The sequence below is a fragment of the Mesorhizobium sp. CA6 genome (assembly GCF_020165035.1).
Classification (GTDB): domain Bacteria; phylum Pseudomonadota; class Alphaproteobacteria; order Rhizobiales; family Rhizobiaceae; genus Mesorhizobium.
Genome location: NZ_JAIUHI010000008.1, coordinates 130591 through 149511, shown reverse-complemented (window position 1 = coordinate 149511; position 18921 = coordinate 130591). Strand labels below are relative to the sequence as shown.

Annotated in this window: 17 protein-coding genes; 10 read left to right on the top strand and 7 right to left on the bottom strand. The window is 63.6% G+C overall.

The window, feature by feature from the left end; genetic code table 11:
• Positions 1 to 28 precede the first annotated feature (28 nt).
• Positions 29 to 784 carry a DUF502 domain-containing protein gene (locus LB526_RS14300; protein WP_224628128.1) on the top strand — a complete coding sequence of 252 codons (756 nt, stop codon included), beginning with the start codon at positions 29 to 31 and terminating at the stop codon, positions 782 to 784.
• Here LB526_RS14300 and recG read toward each other — a convergent pair.
• Complete coding sequence (gene recG, locus LB526_RS14295) at positions 736 to 2847, bottom strand: ATP-dependent DNA helicase RecG (protein WP_224628126.1); 2112 nt, start codon at positions 2845 to 2847, stop codon at positions 736 to 738. The genes LB526_RS14300 and recG overlap by 49 nt on opposite strands.
• A 93-nt stretch (positions 2848 to 2940) precedes the next feature.
• Here recG and LB526_RS14290 point away from each other — a divergent pair, with 93 nt between their 5' ends.
• The 3 genes from LB526_RS14290 (at position 2941) to LB526_RS14280 (ending at position 8325) form a co-directional block, all read left to right on the top strand.
• Entirely contained in the window at positions 2941 to 3228 is a 288-nt protein-coding gene (locus LB526_RS14290) for a succinate dehydrogenase assembly factor 2 (RefSeq protein WP_140840305.1), read from the top strand.
• 13 nt (positions 3229 to 3241) lie between these two features.
• The gene (gene mfd / locus LB526_RS14285; protein ID WP_224628125.1) at positions 3242 to 6739 is read left to right on the top strand and encodes a transcription-repair coupling factor; all 3498 of its coding nucleotides are present in this window, start codon (positions 3242 to 3244) and stop codon (positions 6737 to 6739) included.
• A gap of 212 nt (positions 6740 to 6951) precedes the next feature.
• Positions 6952 to 8325 (top strand): class II 3-deoxy-7-phosphoheptulonate synthase, encoded by a 1374-nt coding sequence (locus tag LB526_RS14280; protein WP_224628123.1) that lies wholly within the window; start codon positions 6952 to 6954, stop codon positions 8323 to 8325.
• An 83-nt stretch (positions 8326 to 8408) separates the two neighbouring features.
• On the opposite strand, the gene LB526_RS14275 is transcribed toward LB526_RS14280, so the two are convergent.
• Complete coding sequence (locus LB526_RS14275; protein WP_224628122.1) at positions 8409 to 9968, bottom strand: glycosyltransferase family 39 protein; 1560 nt, start codon at positions 9966 to 9968, stop codon at positions 8409 to 8411.
• A 213-nt stretch (positions 9969 to 10181) separates the two neighbouring features.
• Here LB526_RS14275 and LB526_RS14270 point away from each other — a divergent pair, with 213 nt between their 5' ends.
• Complete coding sequence (locus LB526_RS14270; RefSeq protein ID WP_140840299.1) at positions 10182 to 10886, top strand: hypothetical protein; 705 nt, start codon at positions 10182 to 10184, stop codon at positions 10884 to 10886.
• A gap of 150 nt (positions 10887 to 11036) precedes the next feature.
• On the opposite strand, the gene LB526_RS14265 is transcribed toward LB526_RS14270, so the two are convergent.
• The 3 genes from LB526_RS14265 to LB526_RS14255 all read right to left on the bottom strand — a co-directional run bounded on the left by LB526_RS14265 (position 11037) and on the right by LB526_RS14255 (position 13275).
• Positions 11037 to 11804: an RES family NAD+ phosphorylase gene (locus LB526_RS14265; RefSeq protein WP_224628120.1), complete on the bottom strand. Its 768-nt coding sequence runs from the start codon at positions 11802 to 11804 to the stop codon at positions 11037 to 11039.
• A complete protein-coding gene (locus LB526_RS14260; RefSeq protein ID WP_027166494.1) occupies positions 11764 to 12141 on the bottom strand; it encodes an antitoxin Xre/MbcA/ParS toxin-binding domain-containing protein in 378 nt (125 codons plus the stop codon). The genes LB526_RS14265 and LB526_RS14260 overlap by 41 nt, the downstream gene beginning before the upstream one ends.
• Before the next feature lie 63 nt (positions 12142 to 12204).
• Positions 12205 to 13275, bottom strand: a complete 1071-nt coding sequence (locus LB526_RS14255) for a GGDEF domain-containing protein (protein ID WP_224628118.1) — start codon at positions 13273 to 13275, stop codon at positions 12205 to 12207.
• A 315-nt stretch (positions 13276 to 13590) separates the two neighbouring features.
• On the opposite strand from LB526_RS14255, the gene LB526_RS14250 reads away from it, so the two are divergent.
• Positions 13591 to 14007 (top strand): GFA family protein, encoded by a 417-nt coding sequence (locus LB526_RS14250; protein WP_224628116.1) that lies wholly within the window; start codon positions 13591 to 13593, stop codon positions 14005 to 14007.
• Positions 14008 to 14085: 78 nt separating this feature from the next.
• The gene (locus tag LB526_RS14245) at positions 14086 to 14445 is read left to right on the top strand and encodes a diacylglycerol kinase (protein ID WP_224628114.1); all 360 of its coding nucleotides are present in this window, start codon (positions 14086 to 14088) and stop codon (positions 14443 to 14445) included.
• A 14-nt stretch (positions 14446 to 14459) separates the two neighbouring features.
• Here LB526_RS14245 and LB526_RS14240 read toward each other — a convergent pair whose 3' ends face one another.
• A complete protein-coding gene (locus LB526_RS14240; protein WP_140840291.1) occupies positions 14460 to 15059 on the bottom strand; it encodes a DedA family protein in 600 nt (199 codons plus the stop codon).
• Positions 15056 to 15619 carry a DUF1003 domain-containing protein gene (locus tag LB526_RS14235; protein WP_140840289.1) on the bottom strand — a complete coding sequence of 188 codons (564 nt, stop codon included), beginning with the start codon at positions 15617 to 15619 and terminating at the stop codon, positions 15056 to 15058. The genes LB526_RS14240 and LB526_RS14235 overlap by 4 nt, the downstream gene beginning before the upstream one ends.
• A 91-nt stretch (positions 15620 to 15710) precedes the next feature.
• Between LB526_RS14235 and LB526_RS14230 the strand changes: the two genes are divergently transcribed.
• The 3 genes from LB526_RS14230 to LB526_RS14220 all read left to right on the top strand — a co-directional run bounded on the left by LB526_RS14230 (position 15711) and on the right by LB526_RS14220 (position 18783).
• Positions 15711 to 16424 (top strand): DNA-3-methyladenine glycosylase I, encoded by a 714-nt coding sequence (locus tag LB526_RS14230; RefSeq protein ID WP_224628200.1) that lies wholly within the window; start codon positions 15711 to 15713, stop codon positions 16422 to 16424.
• Positions 16425 to 16675: 251 nt separating this feature from the next.
• Positions 16676 to 18355 (top strand): NAD+ synthase, encoded by a 1680-nt coding sequence (locus LB526_RS14225; protein ID WP_224628112.1) that lies wholly within the window; start codon positions 16676 to 16678, stop codon positions 18353 to 18355.
• A 20-nt stretch (positions 18356 to 18375) separates the two neighbouring features.
• The gene (locus tag LB526_RS14220) at positions 18376 to 18783 is read left to right on the top strand and encodes a GNAT family N-acetyltransferase (RefSeq protein WP_224628109.1); all 408 of its coding nucleotides are present in this window, start codon (positions 18376 to 18378) and stop codon (positions 18781 to 18783) included.
• Positions 18784 to 18921 lie beyond the last annotated feature (138 nt).

Sequence of the window (18921 nt, the reverse complement as noted above, 5' to 3'; positions counted from 1 at the left end):
GCGTTGCAACCTGCGCCGCGGTGAACTCATGTCCGACGCCCTGAAGACCTCTGGCATGACCCGGCTAAGGAATTATTTCCTGACCGGCTTCATCGTCTGCGCGCCGCTGGCCATCACGGTCTATATCGCCTGGTCGCTGATCGGCTGGGTCGATTCCTGGGTAAAACCCTATATCCCAGCCCGCTACAACCCCGATACCTATCTGCCGTTCCCGGTTCCGGGCTTCGGGCTGATCGTGGCGCTGGTGCTGATCACGCTGATCGGTTTCCTGACGGCGAACATCGTCGGCCGCGCCATTGTCAATTTCGGCGAGCGGCTGCTTGGCCGCATGCCGCTGGTGCGTGGCATCTATGGCTCGCTGAAGCAGATTTTCGAGACGGTGCTGTCGAACAAGGGTGACATGTTCCGCCAGGTCGGCCTGGTGGAATATCCGCGCAAAGGCGTCTGGTCGCTGGTCTTCGTCGCCAACGACAAGGAAACGGAGATCAACCAGAAGCTCGACCAGGAAGGCGATCCGCTGATCGCGGTGTTCATGCCCTGCACGCCCAACCCGACTACCGGCTTCCTGATGTATGTGCACAAATCCGAGATCGTGCCGCTCGACATGTCGATCGAGGACGGCGCCAAGCTGATCGTCTCGGCCGGCATGGTCGCGCCGGAGGTCAAAGCCAAGCTGGTGACGCTGAATGGCGAGCCCGTCGAAGGCGGCCTCGCCAACCCGGCGATTGGCACCGCTCAGCCGGCGCGCAGCAGCCGCACCGCCTCATCGCGGCCGAACAGATAAAGCAGCAGCCGCAGCGCCCCGCCGCGTTCGGACTGCAATTCCGGGTCGCGCGACAGGATCAGGCGTGCGTCGTCGCGCGCGGCTTCGAGCAGATCGGCATGGAACTCGAGGCGCGCCACCTGGAAGCCTGGTGTGCCGGACTGGCGGGTGCCCAGCAACTCGCCTTCGCCGCGCAGTTTCAGGTCCTCCTCGGCGATCTTGAAGCCGTCCTCTGTCTCGCGCATCACCGAGAGCCGGCGTTTGGCCGTCTCGCCGAGCGGCTCCTTGTAGAGCAGGACGCAGGAGGAGGGCTTGTCGCCGCGCCCGACCCGGCCGCGCAACTGGTGCAACTGGGCAAGGCCGAAGCGTTCGGCATGCTCGATCACCATGATCGTTGCGTCGGGCACGTCGACGCCGACCTCGATCACGGTGGTGGCGATGAGGATGCGCGTTTCGCCCTGCTTGAAGGAGCGCATCGCCTCGTCTTTCTCCGCACCCTTCATGCGACCGTGCACCAGGCCGATCCGGTCGCCGAAGAGCGGTTTCAGCGAAGCAAAGCGGTCCTCCGCCGACATCAGCTTGATCTCTTCGGATTCCTCGACCAGCGGGCAGATCCAGTAGATCTTCTGGCCATCGGCGACGGCGTCAAGCATGCGGCCGACCAGCTCATCCAGCCGTTCCATCGGCAAGGTGACGGTGCGGATCGGCTGCCGGCCGGCCGGCTTCTCGGTCAGTTTCGAGACGTCCATGTCGCCGAAGGCGGTCAGCACCAGCGTGCGCGGAATGGGCGTCGCCGTCATCACCAGCATATCGGGTGCATCGCCCTTGGCGGTGATGGCGAGGCGCTGATGAACGCCGAAGCGGTGCTGCTCGTCGACGACGGCAAGCACCAAGTCGTGAAACGTCACGCTTTCCTGGAACAGCGCATGCGTGCCGACGACGATGTCGATTTCGCCGCCGGCAAGACCGGCAAGCGTCTCGGCACGCTCGCGGCCCTTCTCGCGCCCGGTCAGGATAGCGAGGCGCAGGCCGGCTTTTTCCGCTAGCGGCGCGATCGTCGCCAGATGCTGGCGCGCCAGGATCTCGGTCGGCGCCATCAGCGCCGCCTGGCCGCCGGCCTCGACCGCGCGCGCCATGGCGAGCAGCGCCACCACCGTCTTGCCTGAGCCGACATCGCCCTGCAGCAGGCGCAGCATGCGTTCGGGATCGGCAAGGTCCGCATTGATTTCGCCGAGCGCGAATTCCTGGCTGGGGGTGAGCTTGTAGGGCAGGGCAGCTCGCAGCTTCTCGACGATGCGGCCGTCGCCGGTAAGCGGCCGGCCCGAGAGGCGGCGAATTCTCGCTCGCACCAGCGCCAGCGAAACCTGGCCGGCCAGCAATTCGTCATAGCCAAGGCGTCGCCAGGCCGATCCCTCGACGGCAACGTCGATCGGATCCTTCGGATAATGGATGCGGGCGAGCGCATCGCTGAAGGACGGGAATGTATGGCGGCGCATGAAGGCATCGTCCTGCCACTCCGGCAGTTCTGGCAGGCGGCCAAGCGCCTGTCCGATGGCGCGGCGCAGCACCTTGGCCGAGAGGCCGGCGGTGAGCGGATAGACCGGCTCGACCAACGGTAGGCCCTCGGCCTCGTCGATCGGCGCGATGTGGTCGGGATGGACCATCGTCGGGCGGCCGTTGAACCACTCCATGCGGCCCGAGATCACCACACGCTCGCCCTCGGGAAGCATTTTCTGCAAATAGGCGGCATGGGCATGGAAGAAGGTCAGTGCGACCTCGCCGGTGTCGTCATGGGCGTAAACCCTGTACGGCACCGACCTGTTGCCGCGCGGCGGCGGCGGCTGGTGGCGGTCGACGCGCACCTCGAGCGTGACGATCTGGCCCTCGGCCGACAGCGCGATGCCGGGCCGGTTGCGGCGGTCGATGACCGTGTTGGGCAGCACGAACAGAAGGTCGGCCGCGCGCGCAGCGCGATCGCCGAGGTCGGCCGGCACGACACGCTCGATCAGCAACCCGACCTTCGGGCCGACGCCAGCAAGCGAAGTGATCGGAACGAACAAGGGATCGAGGACGGTGGGACGCATCGTGTCAGCTTATGTCGCGACGAGGGCAGCGCAAAGGCTGACACCGCTCTCTATCCACGCTATATGCGCCGCTTTGGACAGGGATGCGGCGCCATGACCGGAACACAGCGATCAAGCGAGGGGTTGGACGCGCGCCGCCGCAAGCTCCTGTTCCGCTCCTGGCATCGCGGCATGCGCGAGATGGACCTGATCCTCGGTTCCTTCGCCGACGCCGAGATCGGCGCCTTGACCGGCGATGAAATCGACCAATATGAGAGACTTCTCGAAATTCCCGACACCGAATTTTTCCCGATGGTCACCGGCGAGCGCCCAGTTTCGCCCGATATCGACTGCGCGGTTCTGCGGAAGATCCTGGCGTCGCGCCGGACCATGACATTTTGAAAAACGCATATCCATGACCCTCATTCCTTCCATTGGCCTGCCCAAGGGCCGCGCCGGCCAGTTCGTTGTCGACGGCGTCGCCGACGGCTACGAAGCCTTCGCCCTGGTGCAGACGGCGCAGGAGATCGCGCCCGACAAGCCGGTGCTGTTCGTCGCGCGCGACGGCCAGCGGCTGCCAGCGATCATCGAGGCGCTCGCCTTTGCCGCGCCCGGCCTACCGGCGCTGGAGCTGCCGGCCTGGGACTGCCTGCCTTACGACCGCGTTTCGCCCGGCGCAGACGCCGCGGCGCGTCGGCTCGACGCGCTTTCGGCCATGATCGCGCTGGCCAAGAAACCGCATCGCGCGGTGATCCTCACCACCGCCAATGCGTTGCTGCAGCGCATCCCGCCGGCCGAGCTGATCGAAGCTCAGACTTTCCACGCCAAGCCGGGAAACCAGATCGACATGAACGCGCTGATCGCGAGGCTGGAGACATCCGGCTTCGAGCGCGTGCCGACCGTTCGCGGGCTCGGTGAATTCGCGGTGCGCGGCGGCATCCTCGACCTTTTCGCGCCCGGCTGGAGCGAGGCGCTCAGGCTCGACTTCTTCGGCGACACGCTGGAATCGATCCGCGTCTTCGACGTCGCGACGCAGCGCACCACCGGGCAGCGCAAGTCGATGTCGCTGCAAGCGATGAGCGAGGTGGCGCTGACACCGGAAACGATCAGCCGCTTTCGCCGCTCCTATATCGAGGCCTTCGGCGCGCCGTCGCGCGACGACGCGCTCTACGCTGCGGTCAGCGAAGGCCGCCGCTTCGCCGGCATGGAGCACTGGCTGCCGTTCTTCTATGAGCGGCTGGCGACCGTGTTCGACTATCTGCCGGATGCGCCCGTCGTGTTCGACCATCTGGCCCATGAGGCCTTGGCCGAGCGCCACACGCTGATCCTCGACCACTATGAGGCACGCCGGAAGCAGGCCGACAGCGCGCTCAAGGATGCCGTCCCTTACAAGCCGGTGGCGCCGGATCTGCTGTATCTCTCGCCCGAAAACCTCAAGGCGTCGCTCGGACCGCGCGAGGACATAGACTTCACCGTCTTCGACGCCCCCGACGTCGGTGGCAAAAAAGTCTTCCATGGCGGCTCGCGGCAAGGCCGCAGCTTTGCCGAGGAGCGCGCCGATCCCAACATCAACGTCTTCGACGTCGTCGTGAAGCACATTGCCGACGAGCGCGCGGCGCGTCGCCGCGTCGTCGTCGCCGGCTGGACCGAAGGCTCGCTCGACCGGCTCGGACAAATTCTCGCGGAGCACCATCTCAGTAATCTGAAAGCTGTCGCGACGCTGGCCGAGGTCGAAAAGCTAGAGCCGGGGCAGGCGGGCCTTGCCGTGCTGCCGCTCGAATCCGGCTTTGAGACCGACGATCTGGTCGTCGTCGCCGAGCAGGACATCCTCGGCGACAGGCTCATTCGGCGTTCCAAGCGCAAGAAGAAGGCCTCCGATTTCATAGCCGAGGCCTCGTCGCTGTCGGCAGGCGACATCGTCGTCCATGCCGATCATGGCATAGGCCGCTTCATCGGCTTGCGCACCATCGAAGCGCTCGGCGCGCCGCATGACTGTCTCGAAATCCACTACGCCGGCGACGATCGCCTGTTCCTGCCGGTGGAAAACATCGAGCTTCTGTCGCGCTATGGCTCGGATTCGGCTGAGGCGACGCTCGACAAGCTGGGCGGCGGCGCCTGGCAGGTGCGCAAGGCACGGCTGAAGCGGCGTCTGCTCGATATGGCCGGGCAATTGATCCGCATCGCCGCCGAGCGGCAGATGCGTGCAGCGCCCTCCATGATCCCGGCGGAAGGGCTTTATGGCGAGTTCGCCGCCCGTTTCCCCTATGAGGAGACCGACGACCAGCAGACGGCGATCGATTCCGTCCTGGATGATCTCGGCGCCGGCAAACCGATGGACCGGCTGATCTGCGGCGACGTCGGTTTCGGCAAGACGGAAGTTGCGTTGCGCGCCGCCTTCATAGCGGCCATGGAGGGGTTCCAGGTCGCGGTCGTGGTGCCGACGACGTTGTTGTCGCGGCAGCACTTCAAAACCTTCTCGCAGCGCTTTTCGGGCCTGCCGATCCGCATTGCGCAGGCGTCGCGCCTGGTTGGTTCAAAAGAATTGGCGGAGACCAAGAAGGGCATCGCCGAAGGCACGGTCGACATCGTCGTCGGCACGCACGCGCTGCTCGGCAGCTCGATCTCGTTCAAGCGCCTCGGCCTGCTGATCATCGACGAGGAGCAACATTTCGGCGTCAAGCACAAGGAGCGGCTGAAGGATCTCAAGTCCGACGTGCATGTGCTGACGCTGTCGGCGACGCCGATCCCGCGCACGCTGCAACTGGCGCTGACCGGCGTTCGCGAGCTCTCGCTGATCGCCACGCCGCCGGTCGACCGCATGGCGGTGCGCACCTTCATCTCACCCTTCGATCCGCTGGTCATCCGCGAGACACTGCTGCGCGAACGCTATCGCGGCGGCCATTCCTTCTATGTCGTGCCGCGTATTAGCGACCTGGCCGAAATCCATGATTTCCTGAGGGAATCCGTGCCGGAGCTGAAAGTGGCGGTGGCGCATGGCCAGATGCCGCCGGGCGAGCTCGACGACATCATGAACGCTTTCTACGACGGTCAGTATGACGTGCTCCTGTCGACCACCATCGTCGAATCCGGGCTCGATATCCCGACCGCAAACACGCTGATCATCCATCGCGCCGACATGTTCGGCCTCGCGCAGCTTTATCAGTTGCGCGGCCGCGTCGGCCGTTCGAAGGTGCGCGCTTATGCGCTGTTCACGCTGCCGGCGAACCGCAAGCTCACCGATACGGCCGAGCGCAGGCTGAAGGTGCTGCAGTCGCTCGACACGCTCGGCGCAGGGTTCCAGCTCGCCAGCCACGACCTCGACATCCGTGGCGCCGGCAATCTTCTGGGCGAAGAGCAGTCCGGCCATATCAAGGAGGTCGGCTTCGAGCTTTACCAGCAGATGCTGGAAGAGGCGGTGGCCGAGGTGAAGGATACCGGCGAGGCGCAGGACGGCGGCTGGTCGCCGCAGATCGCAGTCGGCACCGCCGTGATGATCCCGGAGAGCTACGTGCCCGACCTGCAGCTCCGCATGGCGCTTTACCGGCGCCTGGGCGACCTCGAGACCACCGAGGAGATCGACGGTTTCGGCGCCGAGCTGATCGACCGCTTCGGGCCGCTGCCGGAAGAGGTGACGCATCTGTTGAAGATCGTCTTCATCAAGGCGCTCTGCCGCAAGGCCAATGTCGAGAAGCTCGATGCAGGCCCGAAGGGCGTCGTCATTCATTTCCGCAAGCGCGAGTTCCCCAATCCGGTCGGGCTGGTCAAGTTCATCGGCGAGCAGGGATCGCTGGCCAAGATCAGGGCCGACCATAGCGTCGTTTTCATCCGCGACTGGCCGAACGCGGAGAAGCGGCTCGCCGGCTCGGCCGTGGTGATGACGCAACTGGCGCGGCTCGTCGACAAGGCCGCGTAACGGCGTCTACATTGGAAGCCGAGCAGCTCAACGCATTCGCCACCACTGAAAAACCCGGCTAGAATAGGCAGTCGGCTTCGTGTAAGGAGCCGCGACCTCGTATCGAGGCTGGAATGGCGGGCAAGCACGCTCGCCGGTTTATTTGACGCAATTCCGGACGGAAAGCCGTTACACTTTCCTGGAGTTGCTCTGGAAGGGCGTTGGGTGCAGCGATGACGAAATGGTCGCCGAATTCGTGGAGAGCAAAGCCGATCAAGCAGGTGCCGGCCTATCCGGACCTTGGGGCTTTGCAGGCCACGGAAGCGCGGCTTGCGACCTATCCGCCGCTGGTCTTTGCCGGCGAGGCGCGCAAGCTGAAGAAGCAGCTGGCGGCCGTGGCAGCCGGCGAAGCCTTCCTGCTCCAGGGCGGTGACTGCGCCGAGAGCTTTGCCGAACATGGCGCCGACAACATCCGCGACTTCTTCCGCGTGTTCCTGCAGATGTCGGTGGTGCTTACCTTCGCCGGCGCGCAGCCGGTGGTGAAGGTCGGCCGCGTCGCCGGCCAGTTCGCCAAGCCGCGCTCGTCCGACAACGAGACCAAGGCCGGCATGACGCTGCCGAGCTACCGCGGCGACATCATCAACGGTATCGAATTCGACGCCTCCTCGCGCATTCCGGATCCGGCGCGCCAGGAGATGGCGTACCGCCAGTCCGCCGCGACGCTCAACCTTCTGCGCGCCTTCGCGCAGGGCGGCTATGCCAGCCTGGAGAACGTGCATCGCTGGATGCTGGGCTTCGTCGCCGACAGCCCGCAGGGAGAAAAATACGAATCGCTCGCCAACCGCATCACCGAGACGATGGATTTCATGCGCGCGGTGGGCATCACGTCCGAGACCAATTTCGCGCTGCGCGAAACGGATTTCTACACGAGCCACGAGGCGCTGCTGCTCGGCTATGAGGAAGCGCTGACGCGCGTCGATTCGACCTCCGGTGACTGGTACGCGACCTCCGGCCACATGATCTGGATCGGCGATCGCACCCGCCAGCCCGATCACGCGCATATCGAATATTGCCGCGGCATCAAGAATCCGCTCGGTCTGAAATGCGGGCCGTCGCTGACGCCGGGCGGCCTGATGGAATTGATCGACCTGCTCAATCCCGAAAACGAGCCGGGCCGTCTGACGCTGATCGCGCGCTTCGGCTCCGACAAGGTCGCCGAGCATCTGCCGAAGCTGGTGCGGGCAGTTAAGAAGGAAGGCCGCAACGTTGTCTGGTCGTCGGATCCGATGCATGGCAACACGATCGAGGCGGCCGGCTACAAGACGCGGCCGTTCGACCGCATCCTCAAGGAAGTGCAGACCTTCTTCGAAGTTCATCGCGCGGAAGGCACGCATCCGGGCGGCATCCATATAGAGATGACCGGCAAGAACGTCACCGAATGCACCGGCGGCGCCCGCGCCATCACGGCGGAAGACCTGCAGGACCGCTATCACACCCATTGCGACCCGCGCCTCAACGCCGATCAGGCGATCGAGCTCGCCTTCCTGGTCTCGGACCTGCTCAAGAAGAGCCATCCGGTCCAGCACAAGCAGGCCGCCAACGCCTGAACAGAGGCTTGACGCCTATCGTCGGAGGCGCTGGCGGCGATGCTGTCGCCTTGACGTCGGGCTGATAAACTTCAAGTCGCGGGTCATTCCGGATCGGGCGGTCCGGGCGGATCGCCCGGGAGACTGGTCCTGCCGGGCGGAATGACGGCAAAGCTGATCTCCAGCGGCGGTGCCTTGAGCGACCAGTCGAACGGCACGGTCTTGACCGGCAGGCCGGCGATCCACGCCTGCTGTTGCGGGGAGAGCCTCCAACCGGTCGGCCATACCAGCAGCAGGCCCTGATCCCGCAGGCGCTGGTCCGTGATCCAGGGGGCAAGGCGCCTGTCGAGCGTCGTGAAAATCGACGGCTGGTCCGCCGCTTCCAACCCGGCAAGCTGAGCCACGCCGTCCTCGCCGCCGACGATGCCCAGTGGTCCTGGTACCGTCTCATGCCAGATCGCTTCGGCCGTCTGCGAGATCGATCGTGCCGGCCAGCACATCGGCTGCAGGCGACCGAGGACGTTGCAACCGGTCCAGCGGGTCACCGCATAGGCGCTCGATACGCCGACCACGCATAGCAGTGCCAGCAGCGTCAGTCGGCGCAACTCGGCCGCGCCCAGGCGCTGTCCCAAGAGTGCAACCGCGAGGGTGCCGACCAAATTGTACATCGTCGCGCCCCAGGACTCGCCGGTGCCGGTAAACAGCGAGGCGGCCATGATCAGGAGCGCCGGCCCCAGGCCCATCCATGCCAGGTAGACAATCGCGCGCCGCTCGGGGGCAGGGCGGACCGGTAAGGGGTCTCGTGCCGGGTCGGGCCGCCGTCGCAGCAGGCCGGAAATAGCAAGAACGGCGGGAAGAGCGGCAAGCCCTGCAAGCTGAACGCCGATATAGTAGAGCCGTGCGCGGTTAGCGAGCACCCAGGCGTTGCGATGCTCCGCATAGGTCAGCGGCAGGAAATCGAGGCGGAAAAGCGCAATTGCCAGCGGCGCCGCGAGGCCCAGAAAAACCGCAAGACCGAGCCATGGCCATGGGGTGGCAAGCCGGCTTCGAGCGCGGGCGTCGTACAAAATCCAGATACCACCGAACACCAGTAGCAGAGCCGTCGAGAACTTTGCGTAGAGCCCGATGCCCGAGACGAGGCCGAGGGCGAGCCACCAGCCTGGACGGCCGTCGCGCGCCGAGCGCCACAGCAACCATGAGATTGCGGCCCAGAACGGCATTTGCGCGTAATCATGGTTGAATTGCGGGGTCGGCCAGCCGAAGAAATAGATCGACGGCATCAAGAGCACGGCGGCGATCGCCCGGGTCGGGCCCATGATGTCGCGCGCGAGAAGGTAGACCAGGACGAAAGTCGTCGAGATCATCAACTGCGACAGCATATATTGCGGCCAGCGGAACGAGCCGGTGAGCAGGTGGCTGATCTCGAGCAGCCAGCAGGGGAGTTGCGGGTGCTTGTAGGTCAGCAGCACCCATTCGCGTCCCCACATGAAACCCTCGACGACGTCGCGCGGCGGCCCAACGTTGACGAGCGCGGGCATGACGGTCCAGCAGGCGATCTGGATCAGGCACAAAAGCGCCAGTAACCGCCATGGATGCCGGACCAGACCGTTCCAGATGGAAGACAGATCGTCTTCCGCCGCAGCCGCGGCGGGCCAGACATGCACGGATTCACTGGTTCTCGACATACGGGCCTAAAATCATACCGATGGATTGCTGAACAGTCCGATAGCAAAAGCTTACGAAAAAGTATTCTTCCGCAACATTGTAAAACCAAGATTGCGATGGAACCCGTCGCCGGCGCTTCGGGCAGGACCGGCCGGCCGATCATTGCCGGAGCCCGTCCGTAGCGCCGCGGTTTTAGCAATACAGGTTCCTCCATGCGCCATCAGCATGCCGTCATCCATCATCGTGGGCTCGATTTCTGGTCGGCGCGCGCCGCGGTTCTCGTCGTCATCTGCCTGCAGCTTCTGGTCATCAACAACCTGTCCTTCGGTCCGCGCTGGCTGGCCCCTACAGTGGAGGCGGCGCTGCTGGCGCCCCTGTCGATCGCGACGGCCTGGACGCAAATGGCGACGCGCAACGCCGTCGACCATGAGCATTGGTACGCGATCGGCCGATTGCGCCTCTATATCCGCCGCGCAGCATTGGTGATGACCGGCGTCATCAGCATCATGAATTGCGGGTCGCTGGTCTTCCTGGTGCGGGCGTTGCTGGAAGGGCATGCCGGGGCCGGCACGACGCTGCTCGTCGACGCGCTCAACATCTGGGTCACCAATGTGATTGTCTTTGCGCTGTGGTTCTGGAGCACCGACCGGGGAGGCCCGCCGACCTGCGGGCTGGTCAAGCGCGCGCAGGCAGACTTCCTGTTTCCGCAAATGACGCTACCCGATCGCGAGATACAGGGCTGGCTGCCGGGCTTCGTCGACTATGTCTTCCTGGCTTTCACCAATGCCACGGCGTTCTCGCCGACCGACACCTTGCCGCTCACGCAGCGCGCGAAGCTCCTGATGATGGCCGAAGCAATGATCTCGCTCCTGACCATCGCGCTGGTGGCGGCGCGTGCGGTGAACATCCTGGCCTAAACCTGTATCGATATTCAGGTGAGGTCGGCCTGCGAATGGCGGCCTCCTGCGCTTCCGGTGCTCACGTACTTGAAGTACGCTCCGCTCGGGTTCTCGGAGGCCACCATTCTCGGCTCTTCCTGACCTGAATCTCGATACAGTTTTCGGAGTTCAGTAGCCGCGCTCCCAGCGCATTCCGGCAAGCCTTGGGTCCGCAAAAGCAGCGCGTGAGAATTCCAGCCTCTTCTCCGGGAATTCGCAGATCGCCTGCAGGCCGAAAGAGCCGATCCGGATGCGCCAGGTCTGCGGCTCCAGCGGCCTGGCCTTGGCAAAGCCCTTGCAGGTCAACAGCGCGATGTTGGCGCCCCTGGGATCGCGCACCGAGCGATAGCGGATCGCCTGCAACTCGGCTTCGCGCGCGACATCGGCGATCACCTGGCAGGCGGTGTAGTCGGTGGGCTGCGTCCAGGCCTGTTCGTCGCGATCCAGGGGCGGCCGTGTCAGGTCGATCGCGCGGCCGCATTTTATCGCAGCGGCGAAGGCAGTGTATTCCGCGGCGTCGTTCGGCCATGGCGTCGCCGGCGACTCCGCAAAGAACAGCAAGCGGTAGAAAGCCATTTCCGCCACCGCCGTCAGCACCGTCTCGGCGGCATAATAGACGCCTTTGGTCTTACCGGCGCGGCGAAAACGCGAGCCGTATGGATAAACGGAGCCATAGCGAAAAGGCGTCGACAACAGGTAATGGAGGTGGCGGCACTCCAGCGGGATATGCGGCTTGGTGTCCTCGATGAGATCTTCCAGCAGCGCCTGCTCGTCGAGCGTGTCGATGAGCTTAAGGGTCGAGACGCGGTGCTGCGCCTCGACCATTCGCCAGTACTTGCCTTCGAGCCGGACGGCCTCAGACGAGAGCGCGCCGGGAGTCCAGGTAGGCAATGACATCGACAAGTCCGGCAATCGTCAGGATTTTTTCGAGCGGCGTGCCGTCGAGCGTGGTGTTGGGATTCTTCAGCCACGCCCGGGCGACGGTCTCGTCGCCGCCGACGATGGCGTCGAGCGAGCGGAACAGGCGCACGAACAGCACCGCCAATTCGAACGGCTTGGTGCCGCGTTCAAGCAGGAATTCCTGCCGGCGCATGCGCGAGACCGTTGCTTCCGACACGCCGATGACCAAGGCAAGCGTCCTGGCGGTGATATCGAGCAGGTCGGCCGCGCGCAGCGTGGCCTTGGTAATGACGGCATTTTCGGCCGCCGTCGCGGCCGCGACTGGACGTTGCATAAGCGCACCCTTTCATTTCTGTGGAAAATATAATCCACAAAAATTCGCCTGGAAAGGGGTGTGTCAGTCTTTCTTGTAAAGCAGCCAGCTTTTGCCAGCCCGGCTGACCGTGGCCGAGTGCTTTGTCACACGGTTGCGGCCGCCGACCTTGGAGCGGTAAAGCGCCTGGTCGGCCTTGGTGTAGAGATCCTCGGGGTTTTCCGCCTCCGAGGCCATGCAGATGCCCATCGATACGGTAACGGTGCCGTAGTTCATGCCGGTCTGGCTGCCGGTGAACGGTGTCTGCTCGATTAGCGCGCGGATGCGCTCGGCGATCTCGTATGTGGCTTCCTCGCTGGCGCCTTCGACGATAAGCGCGAACTCCTCGCCGCCGGTTCGCGCGACAAATATGTCGGCACGCACGCTGGACTGGAAGATCTCGGCGATGATCTGCAGGATCCTGTCGCCGACCGGGTGGCCATAGCGATCGTTTATGTCCTTGAAATGATCGATATCGGCAAGGATCAAGGCGTTGAACAATATGCCGCGGTTGCTGTTGTAGATCCGGGTGATCTCCTTGTCGAAGGCGCGGCGGTTCCACAGCTGCGTAAGCGGGTCGGTGTCGGCGAGCCGCTTGTATTCCTCGAGCTTCGACTTGACGCTTTCAAGCTCGGCTGTCTTTTCGCTGAGCGTGCTGGCGATCTGACGGCCATGGTCGATCGTCGAGCTGGTGGCGGCCGACATCGCGCCTGCGATCTTCTGCAGGAGTTCTTGCGAAAGCAGGCTGCGATTGCTCAGGCCGCTCGAGGTCTCGTCGAGGATGCGGCCATACTTCTCGATATGCGAGCGCTCGCTGCGCAACAGCGCGGCGATGTCCTCGAGCTCCTTGGCCATCACCTCACGGGCGTGCTCGACAATGGCGGGGCCGTGGTGCTGCGGGAAGAAGCTCCGTCCGATGCGGTCGAGGTCTTCCTGGGTCGGGCGGTTGCTCAACGAGACGACGGCAAGGCTGAGTTCGCGATTGCTGCTGCTGAGCGCCTCGTAGAAGATTTCATAGTTACGCGGCAGGCCAAGCACGCCGAGCTGTCGCATCGTCGTCACGACGGTGCTGGCGATGTCGGTATTCCTGTCGGTCGGAATGGCTGCCGGCTTCATGTCTGTTCACTGCCCCTTCAGTGCGACCGGAGACCTGCCACCGCCGGCGTTCGCTCACGCGGGGATTTGAATCAGAATTGCGACGGCGCGTCCCCAACACGACCATCGCTTGTGGGAACGATAAATGCAGTCCTGCTAAAGTTTCCTTAATAGCCTGCATTTCCTCATTGTCCTTGCTACCACAGGGTGCAAAGCGGTGCAGGGGTAGCTTCTGAAACGCGTCGCTTCGGTGTCGCATTTGCCGGTGCCCGGTCATCTCAAAACTGGAATTCTATCCGGCAATGAACGGTGCAGACGACGTCGAAGGAGGCCGGAATGGACAATCATAGCGGATCGTGCCTGTGCGGGGCGGTGCGTTTCAGAACGAAGGGCCCGCTACGCGGCGTGATTTATTGCCATTGTTCACAATGCCGCAAGCAGAGCGGCCATTTCTACGCCGCAACCAATGTAGCGGACGCCGACATCGTTATCGAAGGCATGGAAAATCTCACCTGGTATGAGGCATCCGACTTCGCCAAGCGTGGCTTTTGCAAGACATGCGGCTCGGTGCTGTTCTGGAAGCCGAAAGGCGATGCATATGTTTCGGTTATGGCTGGTTCATTCGAGGAACCGAGCGGGCTTCGGGGCGAATGCCACATCTTCGTCGGCGACAAGGGCGATTATTATTCGATCGAGGACGGGTTGCCGCAGTTCGAGAAATCGGCGCCGTCGATAAAGGTCGCGGGCGGATGAATTTTGCAGCGGCTGCCTTATTCCCTTGATCCCACCATTGCGATATCCCCTGCCGGTGACTCGCAAAGGGGCAGAGGAATGCAGCGGCTGATCGATGCTTTCATCAATTCAGTGCGGGCCTTCCGCAAGTTGGCCGCCCACGAAAAGGCGTTCCAGCAGGAATTGCTGTTGCTGGCGCTCGCCTTGCCGGCCGGCTGGTTCATCTCGGTTTCCTGGCGCGGCTATGCCCTGCTGATCGGTGCTGTGCTGCTCCTGATCATGGTCGAAGTGCTCAACACCGGCATCGAGGCGGCCTGCGACGCAATCTCGCGCGAATTCCACATCGACATCCAACTTGCCAAGGACTGCGGTTCGCTGGCCGTGCTGATTTCGATCGTGATCGCCGGCGGCGTCTGGGGCATCGCCATCATCGAACGCCTTGTCGGCGCGCCGATCTGATCCTCGCGGATTGATCAAGATCCTGCCTGGTCTTCCCTGGCGCGTTCGCGCTTCGCGAAGTGATGGCCTACCAACCAGGCGACCACGGCGATAACGATGCCGACGCCGAGGGCGATGAGCAGGCGCTGATGGCGAGCAAACGCCTGGCCCACGATTTCCTCCGCGCCCAGGCCGAAGACATAGCCGATGCCGCTGAACAGGGCCGACCAGACCGCGGACGAGATGGCATTCAGGATGACGAAACGCGGCATGGACACGGTCGACAGGCCGGCGGCGACGCCGCCGACCAGGCGCATGCCGTAGATATAGCGGTTGGTCAGCACGAAAATGTTGGGATGGGTGTTGAGCAGGCGATAGGCTCGGCTGAAGCCCGGACGCCTGCGCAACAGTCTCACATAGCGATGTTCAGCGAAGCTGCGCCCCAGGGTGAAGAAGAACGTGTCGCCGGCGAAGGCGCCGAGGAAGGCGGCAAAGAAAGTCTGCCACAGCACGAAAACATGCTGATGAGCGAAGAAGCCGCCCAGGATCGCCGCGCTTTCGCCTTCGGCCACGCAACCCAGGAAGACCGCGATCAGCCCGTATTGCTCGATGAGGCGATGGATAGTCTCGCTCATTCCGTTGCGGGCCGCGCGGACAGTTTTTCGTCAATGCGCCTGATCTGCTCGGCCATGCGCAGGATTTCGTCACGCATGCCGATGATCTCGCTATGGCGAAGCTCGTCGAGTTTTTCATGCAGGGCCATGATCTCGATCTCGGCCTTCAGATTGACCTCGTAGTCATGGGCGGCGTCGATGCGGTCGCGCTCGGTCTGGCGGTTCTGCGACATCATGATCACCGGCGCCTGGATAGCCGCCAGCATCGACAGAACAAGGTTGAGGAAGATGAAAGGGTAGGGGTCGAAGGCGTCGCGGGTGAGCAGCCAGGCGTTGCCGGCAGTCCAGACAACAAGAAAGGCCAGGAAGCTCAGGATGAAGGACCAGGAGCCGCCGATCCTGGCGATGGTGTCGGCAATACGGTCGCCATAGGTCTCGTGGAAGGCCACGGCCTTGTTGGTGTCGCGGGTGATGGTGGTGCGCTCGAGCGTCGACTGGAGCACGCGGCTCTCGAGCGGACCGAAACCGTCCGGCTTTCGCTTGAGCAGACGGTTCGCCATATCTTCGACGATCTTGTTCATTTGTCCTCTCCTTCGGCCGGGCGTCGATAGAGGTAGAGGCTGCCGGGCCGGACGTGAAGTGATAGATTGCGGCGAACAAGCGGGGACAATGATGCTCGATTTCCAGAAAATCCATGCACGGGCGGCAAAGCGCAAGGGCGGAGAGGCCGTGCTGGCGCAGTTGCTTGGCCCCGCGCCCGATAATATGGCGGTTGCAAAGATCCCCGGCGACCGCATCCTCTCCACCATGGCCGAGCGCATTTTCGCCGCCGGCTTCGTGTGGCGGGTCATCGAGCAGAAATGGCCAGGTTTCGAGGAAGCGTTCCTCGGCTTCGAGCCGAAGCGGCTTCTGTTCCAGCCGGACGACTTCTGGCACGAGCTTGCATCCGACAGCCGCATCGTGCGCAATCCGCAGAAGATCAAGTCGGTGCGCGACAATGCCGCCTTCGTCGATCGCGTCTCGAAGGAGAATGGCAGCTTCGGCAAATTCATCGCCTCCTGGCCCGCGGACGATCAGGTCGGCCTGACCGCGTATCTCGCCAAGCATGGCAGCCGGCTCGGCGGCAACACCGGCCAGTATTTCCTGCGCTGGCTCGAATGGGACACGTTTGTGGTCTCTACCGACATGGCGGCGGCATTGCGCGATGCCGGCCTCGACATCGCCGAAAACCCAACCTCGAAGCGGGACCTCGACAAGATCCAGGCGCAGATCAACCAATGGTCGGCCGAGACCGGCCTGCCGCGCCGCCACATCTCGCGCATCCTAGCGATGTCGATCGGCGAGAACCGCTCGGCAGAGGCGCTGCGCGAATATATGGGCGACTAGGTGGTTGGGATCGATCGACGTCCGTCGATCAGGGAGATAGTCGGCTCTGCCGGCGCCGCCTATTAGTCAGGATACGGTCCTCAATCGATCAAGGACATAATCGGCGCCGCCTATTAGTCAGGATACGGTCCTCAATCGATCAGGGACATAATCGGCTCCGCCGATTAGTCAGGATACGATCTTCGATCGATCCCAAGTGGCACAACCAAACGCCATTGCGGGGCGATTTCAGCCACGCTAAATCCCGTACCATGACCAAGACCGCTCCCGATATCCTGCGCATTGCCGTCGCCCAGCTCAACCCGACCGTCGGCGACGTCGCCGGCAATCTGGCAAAAGCGCGCGAGGCGAGGGCGGACGCGGCGCGCCAGGGCGCCGATCTGGTGCTCTACACCGAGCTCTTCCTCGCCGGCTATCCGCCGGAAGACCTGGTGCTGAAGCCTTCCTTTCTGAAGGCCTGCGAGAAGGCGGCGCAGGACCTCGCCGAGGACACCGCCGATGGCGGGCCGGGCGTCATCGTCGGCACGCCGCTGAAGCGCCGGACCGGCACGCATAACTCGATCGTCTTCGCCGACGGCGGCAAGATCATCGCCGAGCGCTACAAGCTCGACCTGCCGAATTATGGCGAATTCGACGAGAAGCGCGTCTTCCAGGCCGGGCCGGAACTGCAGGGTCCGGTCAACTTCCGCGGCGTGCGCATCGGCATTCCGATCTGCGAGGACATCTGGGGCGACATCGCCGTGTGCGAGACGCTTGCCGAAAGCGGCGCCGAGATCCTGCTGGTGCCGAACGGCTCCCCCTACTATCGCGCCAAGATCGACGTTCGCCACCAGGTCGTCATCCGCCAGGTCATCGAGACCGGCCTGCCGATGATCTATGCCAACCAGCTCGGCGGCCAGGACGAGCTGATCTTCGACGGCGCCTCGTTCGCCATCGGGGCCGACAAGACGCTGGCCTTCCAGATGAGCCAGTTCGAGGAGGCGGTCGCCGTCACCACCTGGAAAAGAAAGGGAGACAGCTGGGTCTGCTCGGAAGGCCCGATGTCGAAGATCCCCGAGCGTGAAGAGGCCGACTACCGGGCCTGCATGCTGGGTCTGCGCGACTACGTCAACAAGAACGGCTTCAAGAACGTGGTGCTCGGCCTCTCCGGCGGCATCGACTCGGCGATCTGCGCCGCTTTGGCCGTCGATGCGCTGGGCGAAGAGCGGTTGCGCACCGTCATGATGCCCTATCGCTATACGTCGAAGGATTCGCTGAAGGACGCCGAGGACTGCGCTCGCGCGCTTGGCTGCCGCTATGACATCGTGCCGATCTCCGAGCCGGTCGAAGGCTTCAGGCACGCGCTGACCCAGCTCTTCGAGGGTACCCAGGAAGGTATCACCGAGGAGAACCTGCAGAGCCGCGCGCGCGGCACGATCCTGATGGCAATTTCCAACAAGTTCGGCTCGATGGTGGTCACCACGGGCAACAAAAGCGAGATGTCGGTCGGCTACGCCACGCTCTACGGCGACATGAATGGCGGCTTCAACCCGATCAAGGATCTCTACAAGATGCAGGTCTATGCGCTGTCGCGCTGGCGCAATTCGCATGTGCCGCCGGGCGCGCTTGGGCCGTCGGGCGAGGTCATCCCGAAGAACATCATCGACAAGGCGCCGTCGGCGGAGCTGCGCGAGAACCAGACCGACCAGGATTCGCTGCCGCCCTATCCGGTGCTAGACGATATTCTGGAATGCCTGGTGGAGAACGAGATGAGCGTCGACGACATCGTCGCGCGCGGCCACGACCGGGCGACGGTGACGCGCGTCGAGCACCTGCTCTACATCGCCGAGTACAAGCGCCGCCAGGCGGCGCCCGGTGTGAAGATCACACGGAAGAATTTCGGCCGCGACCGTCGCTACCCGATCACCAACCGGTTCCGGGATCGCGGCTAGTCCGCGAGATTGCGCCGCGCATGCAGGATGTTGAAATCAGTTTCGACCTGTCGCGGATCGATTTCCGGGCGACCTCCGATCTGCTCATGCAAAGCTATTGGGGTGCATCCAGAACCGACGAAGCCAACCGCCGCGCCTTCGACAACTCGCTCTGCGTCGGCGCCTATCTCGATGGCAAGCAGGTCGGATTCGCCCGCGCGATCACCGACTACACGGTCTTTGCCTATCTTGCCGACGTCATCGTCTGGCCGGAGCGTCGTGGGCATGGCATCGGAAAACGGCTTGTGCAGGCACTCCTCGATCATCCCGATATGAAGACCGTCTCTCATTGGAGCCTCACGACCAGCGACGCTCACAGCCTTTACCAGAAGTTCGGATTCCGGGCGGAAGGGCGCTATATGCGACTGGATCGCTCACCCGCTGCCTGAGGCCCGGCCACAACCCGCCGTTGTTGCAAATTCGTCGCAGTGCTTGGACCAGATGTCGTTTTGGCGACGGGCCGACTTGGCGATCGGCTGATGTCTGCCTATAACAACCTTTCCGCGATTCCCTTCCGGGAGGACCGT